The organism is Acidovorax sp. YS12, assembly GCA_021496925.1.
In the GTDB taxonomy this organism is placed as follows: domain Bacteria; phylum Pseudomonadota; class Gammaproteobacteria; order Burkholderiales; family Burkholderiaceae_C; genus Paenacidovorax.
In genome coordinates this window covers 3,443,916-3,459,921 of record CP053915.1, presented here as the reverse complement: position 1 = coordinate 3,459,921, position 16,006 = coordinate 3,443,916, and the positions used below count along the sequence as shown (strand labels likewise).

Sequence of the window (16,006 nt, the reverse complement as noted above, 5' to 3'; positions counted from 1 at the left end):
CAAAAACATTGAAAAACCGATAGAGCGCCATTCAGCGCCCGAGTTCCGGCGGCGTGCGCAGGCGCTCGACCACCTGGCCGTCGCGCAGGTGCGAGGTGACGATTTCGTCGATGTCGGACGCATCCACGTAGCTGTACCACACGCCCTCGGGGTAGACCACGGCCACCGGCCCGGCGGCGCAGCGGTCCAGGCAGCCCGCCTTGTTCACGCGCACCTTGCCCGGCCCGGCCAGGCCCAGGGCCTTGACCTGCGCCTTGCAGTGCTCGAAGGCCTGCTGCGCGCCATGCTGGGCACAGCAGGCCTCGCCATTGGCCCGCTCGTTCAGGCAAAAGAAGATGTGCCGCTGGAAGTACGGGGGGGTGGTATCGCTCATGGCCCGGGATTGTAGGTTTGCCCCTCGCGCCGCGACAGGCGTGCCAGCACATAGGCGAGCGCCGCATAAGGCCAGAGCCAGCCCAGCCACTGCGCCAGGCCGTAGAAGCGCAGGAAGCGCCCCTGCTCCCACAGCTGCAGCGTCTGCGCGAAATACGCGCTGGCGGGCGCCTGGTTGAGCAGGCTCAGGTGCAGCACCAGCGCCAGCAGCAGCGCGGCCGCGCAGGCGCGCCGGCGCAGCGGCAGCAGCAGCGCCGCCACCGCCACGCCCGCCGCCACGCCCACGCGCACCGGCAGGCCCACCCACCACTCCCAGGCGTGGCTGGGGCCCCAGGTCAGCGCCGAGGACAGCGCCGTCACCCCCACGCCCACGGAGACCGCCAGCAGCGCGAACACCGCGCGCCGGCCCGCATGGCCGATGACGCTGTACCCCAGCAGGCAGGGAATGAGCAGCCCCAGCAGCACGCACAGGGCCTCGCTGCTGCGCGCCAGCGGCTCCAGCGCGTTGCCCAGCGGCAGCCAGTCGAGGAACGGCGTGCCCTCCAGCGCCTCGGCGACGGCGCCCTCCAGGCGCTCCAGCACCTGGCCCAGCCCGAACGGCAGGGCCGCCGGAAACAGCAGCGCGGGCGGCCACAGCGCCAGCAGCACCAGCGCGCCGCGCGCGTCGGGCACGAACCAGCGCGCCCGGAAGCGGCTCCAGTGGTCGATGGCCCCCAGGCGCTCCAGCAGCGCCGCGGCCAGGGCGCCGCACAGCGTGCCAGCGGCGTTGAGCACCAGGTCGAGGTTCGACGACACGCGCTGCGGCAAGTAGATCTGCAGGAACTCCATGGCCAGCGACAGCAGCGCCCCCGCCAGCGCCGCCAGCGGCACGGCGGCGCGCGGCCAGCCCGAGCGCAGCAGCGCCAGCGCCAGCAGGAAGCCCAGCGGCGCATAGCCCGCCACGTTGATGCTGACGTCGAACCAGGTCCAGTAAGGCGGCGGCATGCGCGCCGCGAGGAACTCCCAGGGCGAAATGCCCTGGGCGCGCCAGCCCTCGAACGGGAACAGGCTGGCAAAAAGGACCAGCGCCGTGTAGATCAGCGCCAGCGGCCAGGCCATGGTGGCGCGCTGCGCCCCGGCCCCCGCGGCCATCAGAACGGCTTGACCACCACCAGCACCACCGCCAGCAGCAGCAAGAGCACGGGAATTTCGTTGAACCAGCGGAACCACACATGGCTGCGCTGGCAGGCATCGGCAGCGAACTGGCGCAGCAGCCGCGCGCACATGTGGTGGTAGCCGATCACCAGCACCACCACGGCGAGCTTGGCGTGCAGCCAGCCGTTGCCCGGCCCCTGGCCGATGCCATAGCCCAGCCAGAGCCACAGGCCAAGCCCCAGCGCGGGCACCGACAGCAAGGTGGTGAAGCGCAGCAGCTTGCGCGCCATCAGAAGCAGGCGCTCACGTTCAGCCAGCGAGCCCGGCTGCACCATGGCCAGGTTGACGAAGATGCGCGGCAGGTAGAACAGGCCGGCGAACCAGCTGGCCACGAAGACGATGTGAAAGGCTTTGACCCAGAGCATGGGGGCAGTGTACGGGCCATGGCGCGCCCCGCGGCAAAGCCCCCACGCGCCCGGCTGGCGGCAAAAAAAAGCCCGGCGGGCAGCCGGGCGAGTAAGCCTTGCGAGGGTTGCGGCCCGGCAAGGCCCCGCTCAGGGAGGTAAAGCGGGGGGCGGCGAACCGCCCGGCAGGCAATCTAGCACCGGCGGGCCCGGGGGCGCAATACAGGGCATTCCCGGGGATGGACGCCGCCGCGCCGATGTGGCGCACAATGCCCGCCATGCATCTGTCCAGCCCCACGCCCTTTCCCACGAACCGTCCGCGCCGCCTGCGCCGCGACGCGTTCACCCGCAACCTGGTGCGCGAACACCGCCTGTCGGCGCACGACTTCATCTACCCCGTGTTCGTGCACGAGGGCGACAACCGCCGCGAGGCCGTGCCCTCGATGCCGGGCGTGGAGCGCCTGAGCCTGGACCTGCTGCTGCCCGTGGCCGCCGAGTGCGTGGCGCTGGGCATTCCCTACCTGGCGCTGTTCCCGGCCATCGACACCGCGCTCAAGACCCCCGACGGCAAGGAGGCGCTGAACCCCGACGGCCTGATCCCGCGCGTGGTGCGCCGCCTCAAGGCCGAATTCCCGCAGCTCGGCGTGATGACCGACGTGGCGCTCGACCCCTACACCAGCCACGGCCAGGACGGCGTGCTGGACGACACCGGCTACATCCTCAACGACGAAACCGTCGAGATCCTCACCGGCCAGGCCCTGGCCCATGCCGAGGCCGGCGTGGACATGGTGGCCCCCAGCGACATGATGGACGGGCGCATCGGCGCCATCCGCGACGCGCTGGAGGCGCACGGCCACATCCACACGCGCATCATGGCCTACAGCGCCAAGTACGCCAGCGCCTTCTACGGCCCGTTCCGCGACGCCGTGGGCACGCGCGGCGCCCTGGGCAAGGCCGACAAGAACGTCTACCAGATGGACCCGGCCAACACCGACGAAGCGCTGCGCGAAGTGGCGCTGGACCTGGCCGAAGGCGCCGACATGGTCATGGTCAAGCCCGGCATGCCCTACCTGGACGTGGTGCGCCGCGTGAAGGACGAGTTCAAGGTGCCCACCTTCGCCTACCAGGTCAGCGGCGAATACGCCATGCTCAAGGCCGCCGCCGCCAACGGCTGGCTCGACCACGACGCGGTGATGCTGGAGAGCCTGCTCGCCTTCAAGCGCGCGGGGGCCGACGGCATCCTCACCTACTTCGCCCGCGACGCCGCGCGGTTGCTTCAAAAATAAGAGCTGCTCGCGCTTGACTGGAAAGCGCTGGAGGCCGATTTGACTGTGAATACCGCGGCGCCGCTGCGCATCTTCCACCTGCAGCCCGGCAGCGGCGTGCGCGAGCTGGCGCAGTTGCCCCCGGCCCCGCCCGCGCAGGGCTTCTACTGGCTGGCCTGCACACGCGGCGCGCTGCAGGAGCAACTGGCCAGCGTGCAGGCGGCGCTGCAGGCCGCCGCCGGGCTGCAGCTGGTGGACCTGCACGTCTCCGACCTGCTCAACGCCCAGTTGCCCTCGCGCTACGACTACACCTCGCAGTACGACCTGCTGGTGCTGCGCCGCCTGGCCAGCGTGGCCAGCGCCGAGGCCGCGCCCGTCCCCGCGCAGCCGCAGCCGCGCCGCAGCGGCCCGCCGGTGCTGCGGCGCATCGACACCAGCCCCGTGGGCTTCGCGCTGTTCGACCAGGTGCTGCTGTCCGTGCACCCCGGCGACTGCAGCGTGCGCGACGCCTACGCGGCGCGGCTGCTCGCGGCCCAGCCCACCGACCCGCGCGACGGCCGCGCCAGCGCCACGCCGGGCGCGCGCACGCCCGCCAGCCCGGCCGACCTGATGCTGCGCCTGGCCAACCTGATCGTGGACGGCTTCCTCGACCTGCGGCGCGAGCTCTCGCGCCAGCTTGACCACTGGCAGACCGAGCTGCTGCGCCCGCGCACGCGCTTCACCAACTGGGGCGCGCTGCTGGACGCGCGCCTGTCGCTGCACGAGCTGGACGACGTGTGCGAAGACCAGCGCCAGGCGGTGCAGGACTGGATCGACGCGCTCGACGCCTGGAGCCCGCCCGAGGGCACGCAAGGCCCGCGCGAACTCGACCTGCTCAAGGTGCGCAGCCGCGACCTGCTGGAGCACATCGAGCGCGTGGTGCACTACGTGCGCCGCCTGGAGCAAAGCACCGAGACCGTGGTGCAGATGCACTTCAGCGTGCAGAGCAACCGCACCAACGACATCATGCGCACGCTCACGGCGCTCACGGCGGTGTTCCTGCCGCTGAACCTGATCGCGGGCATCTTCGGCATGAACTTCGAGTTCACCCCCTTCGTGCACCAGCAAAGCGGCTTCTGGTGGGCCATGGGCGCGATGGCTGCGATCGCGCTGGCGCTGGTGCTGCTGTTCTGGCGCAAGCGCTACCTGGCCAGGGCGGAGCGGTGAGGCTCAGGGCGTAGCAGCAGCCCCGGCGCTGGCGCCGGCGCCCATCAGCGCCTCCTTGAGCATGGGGTCCGCCGGCGACTGGCCGAGCCAGATGCGCAGGATCATGCCGAAGTACTCCGCATCGCCCACGGGCGCGCCCTGCGGCTGGCCCTGGATGAAGAAGGTCGTGCCCTGCCCTGGCACGTATTCCATGGCGAAGGTATCGCCCTCGACGAGCTTGTTGCGGCCCGAGAAGATCTCGATCAGCCGGCTGCTCGCCGGCGTGTGGCGGGTGACCTGCTCGGGCGTGGCGTTGCTCGCCAGCCCCTTGATGAACGTGCGCCCCAGGTCGGTGCCGGGCAGGTCGCGCAGCGCGACGAAGCTCAGGCGCACCGGGCCCTTGGCGGCCAGCACCTCCTCGGCGGTGCGCACCTTGCGCGGCAGGTACAGCGCCATGTCGTACACCTTGAAGATGGCGCGGTAGCGCGTGCCCGCGCCCTGCAGCACCACGGGCGTGCCCTGCACGGTCTGCGTGGGCGCGAAGGCCGTGGCGGCGCTGGCCGCCGGCGCGACGAAGACCAGGCTGGCGGCCGTCAGGGTCAGCGCGCCGGCCATGCGGGCCGCCGCCTGCGCCGGGGCATGGAACGAGAGGTCGGGGGAGGCTTTCACGGGAGTGTCTCCGCTGGAAGGTGGATCGCGCCGGGCCCCGGGGGGCGCGGCGCCTTGGCTGCGGCCCCATCATAGGGGCAATGGTGCTTCGCGCCAAATCCATAGGATTTTACTATGAACTCCTGTTTTCATAGCTGCCAGCGCTTGCCTGGTAAGGGCTGGCGGCCTATTTCCCTCTTATTCCGCCGCCGGCGCGGAATGCGTTGACGTTTGTTGACGCTCGCCCCGGGCGCGCGCTCACGCCACGGCGGGCTGCGCCGCGGGCGCGGCGTGCGCCTCATCGTCGCCGCTGGAGCAGGCGCCGCCGCAGCCATGGATCAGGTCCTGCGGCAGGGCGTCGGGCGCGTGCACGGTGCCGGTGGCCGGGTCGTAGCCCACGCGGCGCAGGTGCAGGGCCAGGGCGGCGTCCATGCTCTGCGAGTGCTGCGGGAACCACACGGCCAGCTCGCGCGCCATGGTGCGCACCACGTCCAGCTCGCCCTTGGCGCCGCGCTCGGCGCCCTCGCGCATGATGGTCAGCACCACCTTGTGCTGCGTGCTGTGGCAGTTGCCCGAGGCGAAGCGCGTGGCCGCCATCCAGTAGTCCTCCTGGCCGAAATGCTGGTCGGTGTGGTCGATCAGCGCCTGCCAGGCGGGCAGCACCTGGGCATCGCCGGCCTGCTCGACGGCGGCGAGCAGGTCCACGAACTCACGGTGGGTGTCGTCCATCAGTGGCAGGTCGAGCACCAGGGCGTCGGTCCATTCGAGTGCAGCCATTTTTCATCCTTACCGGTCAAACAGGGCCGCCAGCTTAGCCAGCGCGGCGCAACGCACCTTGACTCAAGTCAGCCCGCCCTGCTGCCGGCGCTGCGGTACTGGCCCGGCCCCTGGCCCAGCCACTGCTTGAAGGCGTGGTGGAAGGCCGACGGGTCCTGGTAGCCCAGCAGATAGCCCACCTCGGCGATCGGCAGCGCCGTGCTGGCCAGGTAGTGGCAGGCCAGTTCGCGCCGCGTGTCGTCCAGCAGCGCCTGGAACGGCTGGCCCGCCTGCGCCAGGCGGCGCTGCAGGGTGCGCGTGGACAGGTGCAGCGCCTGCGCCACATCCGCCAGCTGCACCGGCCCCTGCCCCAGGCGCCCGGCGATGCACTGGCGCACCTGCGCCACGATGCCCGCCTCGTGCGGGCGGCGCGCCTGCAGCAGCGCGTCGGCATGGCGCTGCAGCAGCGGCAGCAGCGCCTTGTCGGCCTGGGGTATGGGCAGGGCCAGCAGCGCCGCCGGGAACAGCGCCCGGTTGGCCGCGCAGCCCCAGCGCACCCGTGCGCCGCTGGCCTGGGCAATGGCCTGCGCCGTGGCGCCGTCCTGGCGGTGCGCGAATTCGAGGTCGAACCCCGCGAGCGGCTGGCCCACCAGCCACTGCGCACAGGTCTGGATGCCGGCGAACACCGATTCCGCCAGCGCCGCGCCCGCCGGGTGCGCGGCCCAGTCGTTGCGCCAGGCATAGGCCACCGTCGCGCCCTCGCGCTGCAGCGCGGAGCGCCCCAGGTCGTGCACCAGCGACTCGAAGCGCAGCACCTGCGCCAGCGCGTCGCCCAGCGTCGGGCAGGCCAGCAGCAGGATGCCGTTGACCCCGTAGGTGGTGGGCTTGGCGCTTTGCCCCAGGCGCCAGCCGAAGCCCGGCCCGGCATGCGCCAGCGCCTGCTGCAGCAGCGCCAGGTAGCGGCGCGCGTCCAGGTCTTCGCCGCCCAGGTCCGCGCGGCCCAGCGCCTGGGCCAGCGCCGCCTGCGGCACGCCCGCGGCGCGCGCGGCGTCCCACAGCGTGCGCGCGTACGGCGCCACCACGCGGGCCAGCCCGGCATGTGGCGCGATGGAACAAGCATTTGGCGGCATAGCGAAATGGCAAGCGGGCGGCGCGTTCCTACAGTGGAGCGGCAACCACGGGAGTATGCATTCATGCGGCGATGGAACGGCTGGGGCGACGATGCCACTGCGATGGACCTGGGCGCGGGCGCGCGCGCCATGCTGGCCGAGCGCCTCGGGCCAGGCCACGCCGCGCCCGACGCGCGGCGCGACGACCTGCTGGCGCGCATTCCCCCCTCGCGCCTGCCCGCGCACCCCCTGATCGACACCGCCCCGCACGCGCGCCTGGCCGTGGCCTGGGGCGAGAGCTATGCCGACTGGCTGCGCAAGCGCTGCGGCCACCTGCCGCCGGTGCCCGACGGCGTGGCCACGCCCGCATCCAGCGAGGAGGTGCGCGCCCTGCTGGACCTGGCGCACGCGCAGCGCTGGGTGGTGATTCCGTTCGGCGGCGGCACCAGCGTGGCCGGGCACCTGGACTGCCCGGCGGACGGGCGCCCCGTCCTGTCCCTCCACCTGGGCCGCATGAACCAGCTGCTGCACCTGGATGCCGCCAGCCAGCTCGCCACCTTCGGCGCGGGCACGCCGGGGCCGCTGCTGGAGGCGCAGTTGCGCGCGCACGGCTGCACGCTGGGGCATTTCCCGCAGTCGTTCGAGTACTCCACCGTGGGCGGCTGGGTGGTCACGCGCTCCAGCGGCCAGCAGTCGCTGCGCTACGGGCGCATCGAGCAGCTCTTCGCCGGCGGCCGCATGGAAACGCCCGTGGGCCCGCTGGTGCTGCCCACCGTGCCCGCCGCCAGCGCGGGGCCCGACCTGCGCGAGATGGTGCTGGGCTCCGAGGGGCGCCTGGGCGTGCTGACCGAGGCCACCGTGCGCGTGGCACCGCTGCCAGGGCACGAGCGCTTCCACGCCCTCTTCCTGCCCGGCTGGGACGCGGCCGAGGCCGCCGTGCGCGCGCTGGTGCAGCAGCGCCTGCCGCTGTCCATGCTGCGCCTGTCCAACGCCATCGAAACCGAGACCAACCTGCGCCTGGCGGGCCATGCGCGCCAGATCGCGCTGCTGCAGCGCTACCTGGGCTGGCGCGGCTGCGGCGCGGGCCAGTGCCTGCTGATGCTGGGCGTGAGCGCCGACCCCGCCACCGCGCGCTGCGCGCTGCGCGCCGCGCGCGGGCTGCTGGCGCGCCATGGCGCGGTCTACATCGGCGCGGCGCTGGGCCGCAAGTGGGCGGCCAACCGCTTCAGGGGCCCCTACCTGCGCAACACCCTGTGGGAGCTGGGCTACAGCGTGGACACCATCGAGACCGCCGTGGACTGGCCCCAGGTCACGCCGCTGATGCAGGCCATGGAGCAGGCCGCGCGCGACGCCTTCGCGCCGTTCGGCACGCCGGTGCATGCCTTCAGCCACCTCTCGCACCTGTACCCGCAGGGCAGCAGCATCTACGCGCAGTACGTGTGGCCCACGGCGCCGGGCGGCTTCGCGCCCAACTTCGCGCGCTGGCAGGCGCTGAAACGCGCCGTGGCGGCGCAGATCGCCGCGCACGGCGGCACGGTGAGCCACCAGCACGGCGTGGGGCGCGACCACGCCGCGCACCTGGCGCAAGAGAAAGGCGCGCTGGGCATGCAGGCCCTGGCCGCGCTGTGCCGCCAGTTCGACCCGCACGGCATCATGAACCCCGGCAAGCTCCTGCAGGACGGCGGGCCATGGGCGGACTGAACGCGGCGCCCGCCGGCGCCTTCCCCCCGCGCGCCGAGGCGCTGGCGCGGCTGCAGGCGCAGGAATGGGACCTGGTGGTCGTCGGCGGCGGCATCAGCGGCGCGGGCGTGGCGCAGCAGGCCGCGCAGCAGGGCTGGCGCGTGCTGCTGGTGGAGCAGCGCGACTTCGCCTGGGGCACGTCGAGCCGCTCGTCCAAGCTGGTGCACGGCGGGCTGCGCTACCTGCAGCAGGGCGACCTGCGCACCACGCGCGACTGCGTGCGCGAGCGCGAGCGCCTGCTGCGCGAGGCGCCGGGGCTGGTGGTGCGGCAGAGCTTCCTGTTCCCCGACTGCGCGGGCCGCGCGCCGGGGCGCTGGCTGGTGCAGGCCGGCCTCACGCTGTACGACCTGCTGGCAGGCCAGCGCAGCCACTTCCATGCCGGCCTGGCCGCCACGCACATGCTCGCGCCCGGCCTGGCGCTGCCCAGGCTGCGCGGCGCGCTGGTGTTCCACGACGCCCAGACCGACGACGCCCGCCTGGTGCTGCGCGTGCTGCAGGAGGCGCGGCGCCACGGCGCCACCACGCTCTCCTACGTCGCCGCTCAGGCCCTGCTGCGCACGCAGGGCCGCGTCACCGGGCTGGCGCTGCGCGACGCCCTGGCCGGCCGCGACTACACGGTGCGCGCGCGCTGCGTGGTCAACGCCACCGGCGCCTGGGCCGACCGGCTGCGCGGCCATGCGGGCGGCATGGACGGCGCGGGCGGCGCGCCGCTGCTGCGTCCGCTGCGCGGCAGCCACCTGCTGCTGCCCTGGTGGCGCCTGCCGGTGGCGCAGAGCATCAGCTTCCTGCACCCGCAGGACGGGCGCCCGGTGTTCCTCTACCCCTGGGAGGGCGCCACGCTCATCGGCACCACCGACCTGGACCACGCCGGCCCGCTGGACGCCGAGGCCCGCATCACCCCGGCCGAGGTGGACTACCTGCTGGACGCGGCGCGCACGCCCTTCCCCCATGCGGCGCTGACGGCGGCCGACATCCAGGCCTGCTACGCCGGGGTGCGCCCCGTGGTTGGCGCGCACGGCCAGCCGGCCTCGCGCGCGCCGCGCGAGCACCTGGTGCGCGACGAAGGCGGCCTCATCACGCTCACGGGCGGCAAGCTCACCACCTTCCGCCCCATGGCGCAGGATGCGCTGGCGCGCGCCGCGCCGCACGTGGGCCGGCCCTTCGCGCGCAGCGCGGCGCCGCTGTTCGCCAGCGCCGGCCCCCTGCCCGCGCACTGGCCGCCCGCCGTGCGCCAGCGCCTGCTGGCGCGCTACGGCGCGCTCGCCCCGGCCCTGTGCGCGGCGCTGCGCGGCGAAGACCTGCAGTGCATTCCCGGCACGCACACGCTGTGGGCCGAGCTGCCCCTGGCGGCGCGGCACGAGGCGGTGGAGCACCTGGACGACCTGCTGCTGCGCCGCACGCGCCTGGGCCTGCTGGTGGCGCATGGCGCGCTGGGCCTGCTGCCGCGCATCCGCGCCCTGTGCGCGCCGCACCTGGGCTGGAGCGGCGCGCGCTGGGCGCAGGAGACGGCGCGCTACCGCGCGCTGGTGGCGGCGCACTACCAGCCGCCCGGCGCCACGCTGCCGGAATTTGAATAAAAATCGCCTCCAGCGCTTATCTGACAAGCGCTGCAAGCTACCAAAACAATAGCTACAAGATCAGGAGACACCACATGGGCGCGCCCTACCTGCTGGCCATCGACAACGGCACCCAGAGCGTGCGCGCCCTGCTGTTCGACCTGCACGGCCGCCTGGTGGACAAGGCGCAGGTGCCCATCACCACCTACCAGTCGCCCCAGCCGGGCTGGATGGAGAACGACCCCGAGGCCTTCTGGCAGCAGCTGTGCCAGGCCTGCCAGCGCCTGTGGGCCAGCACCGGCGTGCCCAAGGCATCCATCGCCGGGGTGGTGGTGACCACGCAGCGCGCCACCACCGTCGCGCTCGACGCCGATGGCCAGCCGCTGCGCCCCGCGATGCTCTGGCTCGACCAGCGCCGCGCCGCGCACGCGCCGCGCCTGCCCTGGTGGTGGGAGGCGGCGTTCGCCGCCATCGGCATGCGCGAGACGGTGCGCCACTTCCAGCACGAGGCCGAGGCCAACTGGATCGCCCAGCACCAGCCCGAACTGTGGGCGCGCACCGACAAGTTCCTGCTGCTCTCGGGCTACCTGCACTGGCGGCTCACCGGGCGCATGGCCGATTCGGTGGCCGCGCAGGTGGGCTACGTGCCGTTCGACTACAGGCGCGGGCGCTGGGCCGCGGCGCACGACTGGAAATGGCACGCCCTGCCGGTGCGCCCGTCCATGCTGCCGGAGCTGGTGGGCGCGGGCACGGTGATCGGCGCCGTCACCGCCGAGGCGGCGCGCCAGACCGGCCTGCCCGCCGGCCTGCCCGTGGTGGCCGGCGCCGCCGACAAGGCCTGCGAGGTGCTGGGCGCGGGCTGCCTGACGCCCGAGGTGGCCTGCCTGTCCTACGGCACGGCCGCCACCCTCAACACCACCACGCCGCGCTACCTGGAGGCCACGCGCTTCATCCCGCCCTACCAGGCCGCCGTGCCGGGGCACTACAACACCGAGGTGCAGATCACGCGCGGCTTCTGGATGGTGAGCTGGTTCAAGGAGCAGTTCGGCCAGCACGAGGAGCAGCTCGCCCGCGAACGCGGCGTGCCGCCCGAGAGCCTGTTCGACGCCCTGGTGAACGCCGTGCCGCCCGGCGCCCAGGGGCTGATGCTGCAGCCCTTCTGGAACCCCGGCATCAAGGTGCCCGGCCCGGAGGCCAAGGGCGCCATCATCGGCTTTGGCGACGTGCACACGCGCGCCCACCTGTACCGCGCCATCCTCGAAGGGCTGGCCTACGCGCTGCGCGAGGCCAAGGAGCGCGTGGAGCGGCGCGGCGGCGCGCGCATCACGCGCGTGCGCGTGGCGGGCGGCGGCTCGCAGAGCGACGCGGCGCTGCAGATCACCGCCAACGTGTTCAACCTGCCGTGCGAGCGCCCGCACCTGTACGAAACCAGCGGCCTGGGCGCGGCCATCATCGCCGCCGTGGGGCTGGGGCTGCACCCCGGCTTCGCCGCCGCCGTGCAGGCCATGACGCGCACCGGCCAGACCTTCACGCCCGAGCCCGCGCACGCGCGCACCTACGAGCAGCTCTACCGGCGCGTGTACTGCCGCATGTACCAGCGGCTGCAGCCGCTGTACCGCGACATCCGGGCGATCACGGGGTATCCGTCGCGCGATTGAGGGCTGCTGCCTGCTTCAAAAAACGGAGCTGCCAGCGCTTTCTGGATAAGGCCTTGCGCCCATTTTCCTCATGAATGCCGCGCCTGCCGGGGCGTCATGCCGAAGCGGCGGCGGAAGGCGGTGGCGAAGTTCGCCGGGCTGCGGTAGCCCGCCAGCAGCGCGGCGGCGGCCACGTCGGCATCGCCGCGCTCCAGCGCCTCGCGCGCGCGCTGCAGGCGGGCCGCGCGCAGGTAGTCGATCACCGAGGTGCCGCCCACCCTGGGGAAGTGGCGCTGCAGGTGCGCCGCGCTCATGCCCGCGTGGCGCGCGATCTGGGCCAGGCCCATGCCGTCGGCGGCGCCGCTGTCGAGGAAGTCGCGCAGCGCGCACAGGCGGCGCAGGCCGCGCGCGTCCAGCCCCGCGGCGGGCGCGGGCGGCGCCGCGCGCGCGACCGCGCCCAGCGCCTCGCCCGCCAGGTCGAGGCAGCGGCTCTCCAGCCACAGGCGCTGCAGCCCCGGCGGCAGCGGCGGCGGGCTGGCGAGCTGCGCGGCCAGCGCCAGCGCGCGCGCCGAAGGCCGCCAGGGCGCGACGGCCAGGTGCTCGCGCCGGAAGGCGTCGATGCCCGCGTCCTCCAGCCCGGCGGCGGCGAACCACTCGGGGCGCAGCGTGAGCGTGACCTTGCGCTCGCTGCGCCCGCGCCGCCACTGGCGCACGAAGCGGTCGGGCTCGGCCAGGTTCACCAGCACGGCGGCGCCCTGCGCGGCCTGCGGCCCGAGCGCGAAGCCGCGCGCGCCGTAGGCCAGCTCGCTGCTGCCCTGCACCAGCACGCACAGCTTCAGGCCCGGGTGCAGCAGGTTGGAGGTGCGCAGCGAATGCAGGTCGCGCACCGCCGTGCGGTAGAGCACGAGGCCGGGGCGCAGCTCCTCGGTGTGCACGCTGCCGTGCAGCAGCGCGCCGGGCGGGCGCGCGCCGGCGGCGATGCGCCAGTCGTCGCCCAGCAGGTGCAGGCCGCGCGTGAGCGCGGCCATGTCCAGGCGCTCGCGCGAGCCGGACGCAAAGGGATCTGGTGAATTCTCAAACATGGCGCGCTGGTCGGCGTGCGAGACTCGCCCGCTCAAACAATACTAATTCTCAATAACAACATTCTAGAGAGTCGAGGAACCGCCATGCGCACCGCCCCTTCGTCCCTTTCCCCCCCTTCTCCCGCCTCCCGGCCGCGCGCCCTGTGCGCGGCGCTGGCGCTGGCCTTCGGCGCCGCGGGCGCGCATGCCGAGGATGCCGCCGCGCTGTCCACCGTGGTGGTCACCGCCTCGGGCGGCGAGCAGGAACTGCGCGACGCGCCCGCGAGCGTCTCGGTCATCACGCGCGAAGACCTGGAAAGGCGCCCGGTGCAGGAGCTGGCCGAGCTGCTGGGCACGGTGGAGGGCGTGACGCTCTCCCGCAGCGGCAACCTGGTGCCCGGCGTGCAGCTGCGCGGCCTGGGCGCGGCCTACACGCTGATGCTGATCGACGGCAAGCGCGTGAACGCCACCAGCGCCATGTTCCGCGGCAACGACTACGACACCGGCTGGGTGCCGGCGGATGAGATCGAGCGCATCGAGATCGTGCGCGGCCCCATGTCCTCGCTCTACGGCTCGGACGCCATTGGCGGCGTGGTCAACATCATCACGCGGCCCGTGGGCAAGCAGTGGCGCGGCTCGGCGCGCGTGGAGGGCGTGGTGCAGGAAAACCGCGAGGCGGGCGCCAGCCGGCTGGCGGGCTTCTCGCTCGCCGGCCCGATGCTGACGGACACGCTGGGCCTCAAGCTCACCGGCGCCTACGACCAGCGCGATGCCGACAGCGCCGTCAACTCGGCGGCGGCCAACGGCACGCGCCAGACGGGCCTGCAGCACATCCGCAACCAGCTCTTCGGCGCGCAGCTCTCGTTCACGCCCGACACGCGCCAGAGCCTCGTGGCCGACGTGGACACGAGCCGCCGCGACCACGCAGGCTACCTCATGGAGCGCGACGCCTTTTCGCTGCGCCACAAGGGCCGCTGGGGCTTCGGCAACACCGAGCTGACCTTCGCCACCGACGAAATCCGCAACCTGACCGGCATGATCGACGGCCAGGTGAACCCGAACAAGGCCCACACCATCAGCCTGAACGGCAAGGCCGTGGTACCCATTGCCTGGGGCAACCAGCTCGTCACCGCCGGCTTCGAGACGCGCAAGGAAAAGCTGCGCGACCCCGCCAACCTGAGCGGCCAGCCCGGCACGCCGGGCGCGAGCGGCACGCCCGAAACCTCCATCCAGCAATGGGCGCTGTTCGCCGAGGACGAAATCCGCATCACCGACCGGCTCGCCCTCACGCTGGGCAACCGCTTCGACCACCACGAGAACTTCGGCGGCCACCACAGCCCGCGCGCCTACGTGGTCTACCACCTGAGCGATGCCCTCACCCTCAAGGGCGGCGTGGCGCGGGCCTTCCGCGCGCCCACGCTGCTGCAGGGCAGCCCCAACTGGGGATCGGTCTCGTGCGGCAGCGCCACCGCGGGCTGCTACATCGTGGGCAGCCGCGAACTCAAGCCCGAGACCGGCACCAGCCAGGAGCTGGGCCTGCAGTTCGCGCACGGCATCCACTCGGGCGGGCTGACGTTCTTCAACACCGCGCTGAAGAACATGATCGACATCACCAACCGCACGGCCGACCGGGCGCTGGCGCCCAGCTACGACAACTTCGTGGGCTTCCTGCCCGACGGGCGGCCCATCTTCCGCTACCAGAACATCGCGCGCGTGCGCTCGCGCGGGCTGGAGGCAAGCTGGCGCGCCGACCCGGCGAAGGCCCTCAGCCTGCGCGCCAACTACACCTTCACCGACGCCAAGAACACCAGCGGCGCCGAGCCCGTGCCGCTGACCTACCGCCCGCGCCACGTCGTCAACCTGGGCGCCGACTGGCGCGCCACGCCGCAGCTCACCGCGAGCGGCAGCCTGCGCTACCACAGCGCGCAGTACGTCAGCGTCGGCTGGAACGAGGCGCAGAAGGGCGGCTACGCCATCGCCGACCTGGCCCTGGGCTGGCGCATGACCGACGCGCTGACGCTGCGCGCCGGCATCCTGAACCTGGCAAACAAGACCTTCGACCGCACCACCGCGGCCGACTTCAACGAGGACGGCCGCCGCTACTACCTCGCCCTGCATGCCGCCTTCTGACCGGCGCCGCCGCGCGTTCCCCGGCGGGCACGGCGGCTACGCCTGGCGCGGCGGGCTGGCGCTGGTGCCGGCGGCGCCCGCGCGCGACACGTGCAGCGCCCGCGCGCAGCTCGCCGAGAACAGTAGCACCGCCGAGGAGAAGTAGATCCACATCAGCAGCACCACGAGCGAGCCCGCCGCGCCGTAGGCCGACACCACCGCCGCCGTGGAGAGGTACAGCGCCAGCGCCTGCTTGCCCACGCTGAACAGCAGCGCGCCCACGGCCGCGCCGAACACCAGGCACGACAGCGGCGGCTTGGGGCCGCTGCCGATGCGCATGAGCCCCACGAACAGCAGCACCGCCACCCCGAGCGCCACCGATTCGTTGACCACGCGCAGCACCGTGCCCGTGCCGAACGGCAGCAAGGCGCTGGCCCAGGTGGCCAGCACGTTGATGACCGTGGACAGCACCAGCGACACCAGCAGCAGAAAGCCGATGACCAGCACGTAGGCCAGCCCGCGCAGCCGCAGCGTGGCCATGCGCCACCAGGCCTTGTCCTCGTGCACGGGCTTGCCGCCGGTCCACAGGCGCTCCAGCGCCGACTGCAGCTCCACGAACACGCCGGTGGCGCCCGACAGCAGCAGCACGAAGCCCGCGATGGACGCCAGGCGCCCCTCGCCCGGCGCCTTGGCGCTGGCCAGCGCCAGGCGCACCACCTCGGCGCCGCGCTCGCCCATCACGCCGCGCACCTGGTCGATGAGGTTGGTCTCCAGGTACGCCTTGTCGATCCACCAGCCCAGCACGCCCACCAGCACCAGCAGCAGCGGCGCCAGGCTGAGCATGCCGTAGAACGACATGGCCGCGCTCATGCGCAGGCCGTCGGCGTCGAGCCACATGCGCACGGCGCGCAGGAAAAGCGTGGCCTGGGATTGCAGCAGCGCGCGTGCGGCGCAGAAGAAGGATGTGGGCATGGCCCCGATTGTGCCGGGGCTGCGTGCATTACAAGCCGAATCGGGCTCCAGCGCTTGC

Annotated in this window: 14 protein-coding genes; 6 read left to right on the top strand and 8 right to left on the bottom strand. The window is 73.0% G+C overall.

Going from position 1 to position 16,006, the window contains the following annotated elements; genetic code table 11:
* Nucleotides 1-31: 31 nt before the first annotated feature.
* Genes YS110_15555 through YS110_15545 form a run of 3 tightly spaced genes read right to left on the bottom strand, consistent with a single transcriptional unit; the run spans nt 32 to nt 1,931 of the window.
* Nucleotides 32-373: a (2Fe-2S) ferredoxin domain-containing protein gene (locus tag YS110_15555; protein ID UJB66069.1), complete on the bottom strand. Its 342-nt coding sequence runs from the start codon at nt 371-373 to the stop codon at nt 32-34.
* Nucleotides 370-1,503: a VanZ family protein gene (locus tag YS110_15550; GenBank protein ID UJB66068.1), complete on the bottom strand. Its 1,134-nt coding sequence runs from the start codon at nt 1,501-1,503 to the stop codon at nt 370-372. Before YS110_15550 ends, YS110_15555 begins: the two co-directional genes overlap by 4 nt.
* Nucleotides 1,503-1,931 carry a CopD family protein gene (locus YS110_15545; protein ID UJB66067.1) on the bottom strand — a complete coding sequence of 143 codons (429 nt, stop codon included), beginning with the start codon at nt 1,929-1,931 and terminating at the stop codon, nt 1,503-1,505. Before YS110_15545 ends, YS110_15550 begins: the two co-directional genes overlap by 1 nt.
* Before the next feature lie 257 nt (nt 1,932-2,188).
* Between YS110_15545 and hemB the strand changes: the two genes are divergently transcribed.
* The gene (gene hemB, locus YS110_15540) at nt 2,189-3,196 is read left to right on the top strand and encodes a porphobilinogen synthase (GenBank protein ID UJB66066.1); all 1,008 of its coding nucleotides are present in this window, start codon (nt 2,189-2,191) and stop codon (nt 3,194-3,196) included.
* 63 nt (nt 3,197-3,259) lie between these two features.
* Entirely contained in the window at nt 3,260-4,381 is a 1,122-nt protein-coding gene (locus YS110_15535) for a magnesium transporter CorA family protein (GenBank protein ID UJB67478.1), read from the top strand.
* A 3-nt stretch (nt 4,382-4,384) separates the two neighbouring features.
* Here YS110_15535 and YS110_15530 read toward each other — a convergent pair whose 3' ends face one another.
* The 3 genes from YS110_15530 to YS110_15520 form a co-directional block, all read right to left on the bottom strand.
* Entirely contained in the window at nt 4,385-4,975 is a 591-nt protein-coding gene (locus tag YS110_15530; GenBank protein ID UJB67477.1) for a chalcone isomerase family protein, read from the bottom strand.
* 291 nt (nt 4,976-5,266) lie between these two features.
* Nucleotides 5,267-5,785, bottom strand: coding sequence for a hemerythrin (locus YS110_15525; GenBank protein UJB66065.1), 519 nt, complete (start codon nt 5,783-5,785; stop codon nt 5,267-5,269).
* Nucleotides 5,786-5,853: 68 nt separating this feature from the next.
* On the bottom strand, nt 5,854-6,894 hold the full coding sequence (locus YS110_15520) for an AraC family transcriptional regulator ligand-binding domain-containing protein (GenBank protein UJB66064.1): 1,041 nt from the start codon (nt 6,892-6,894) through the stop codon (nt 5,854-5,856).
* A gap of 63 nt (nt 6,895-6,957) precedes the next feature.
* On the opposite strand from YS110_15520, the gene YS110_15515 reads away from it, so the two are divergent.
* From YS110_15515 to YS110_15505, 3 genes are all read left to right on the top strand, one after another.
* A complete protein-coding gene (locus YS110_15515) occupies nt 6,958-8,574 on the top strand; it encodes an FAD-binding oxidoreductase (protein ID UJB66063.1) in 1,617 nt (538 codons plus the stop codon).
* On the top strand, nt 8,562-10,190 hold the full coding sequence (locus YS110_15510) for a glycerol-3-phosphate dehydrogenase/oxidase (GenBank protein ID UJB66062.1): 1,629 nt from the start codon (nt 8,562-8,564) through the stop codon (nt 10,188-10,190). The genes YS110_15515 and YS110_15510 overlap by 13 nt, the downstream gene beginning before the upstream one ends.
* 74 nt (nt 10,191-10,264) lie before the next feature.
* Nucleotides 10,265-11,827: a carbohydrate kinase gene (locus tag YS110_15505; protein UJB66061.1), complete on the top strand. Its 1,563-nt coding sequence runs from the start codon at nt 10,265-10,267 to the stop codon at nt 11,825-11,827.
* Nucleotides 11,828-11,895: 68 nt separating this feature from the next.
* Here the strand turns inward: YS110_15505 and YS110_15500 are convergent, their stop codons facing one another.
* Nucleotides 11,896-12,888: a helix-turn-helix transcriptional regulator gene (locus YS110_15500; protein UJB66060.1), complete on the bottom strand. Its 993-nt coding sequence runs from the start codon at nt 12,886-12,888 to the stop codon at nt 11,896-11,898.
* Nucleotides 12,889-12,972: 84 nt separating this feature from the next.
* Here YS110_15500 and YS110_15495 point away from each other — a divergent pair, with 84 nt between their 5' ends.
* On the top strand, nt 12,973-14,997 hold the full coding sequence (locus YS110_15495) for a TonB-dependent receptor (protein UJB66059.1): 2,025 nt from the start codon (nt 12,973-12,975) through the stop codon (nt 14,995-14,997).
* 36 nt (nt 14,998-15,033) lie between these two features.
* Here YS110_15495 and YS110_15490 read toward each other — a convergent pair whose 3' ends face one another.
* The gene (locus YS110_15490) at nt 15,034-15,948 is read right to left on the bottom strand and encodes a YihY/virulence factor BrkB family protein (protein UJB66058.1); all 915 of its coding nucleotides are present in this window, start codon (nt 15,946-15,948) and stop codon (nt 15,034-15,036) included.
* Nucleotides 15,949-16,006 lie beyond the last annotated feature (58 nt).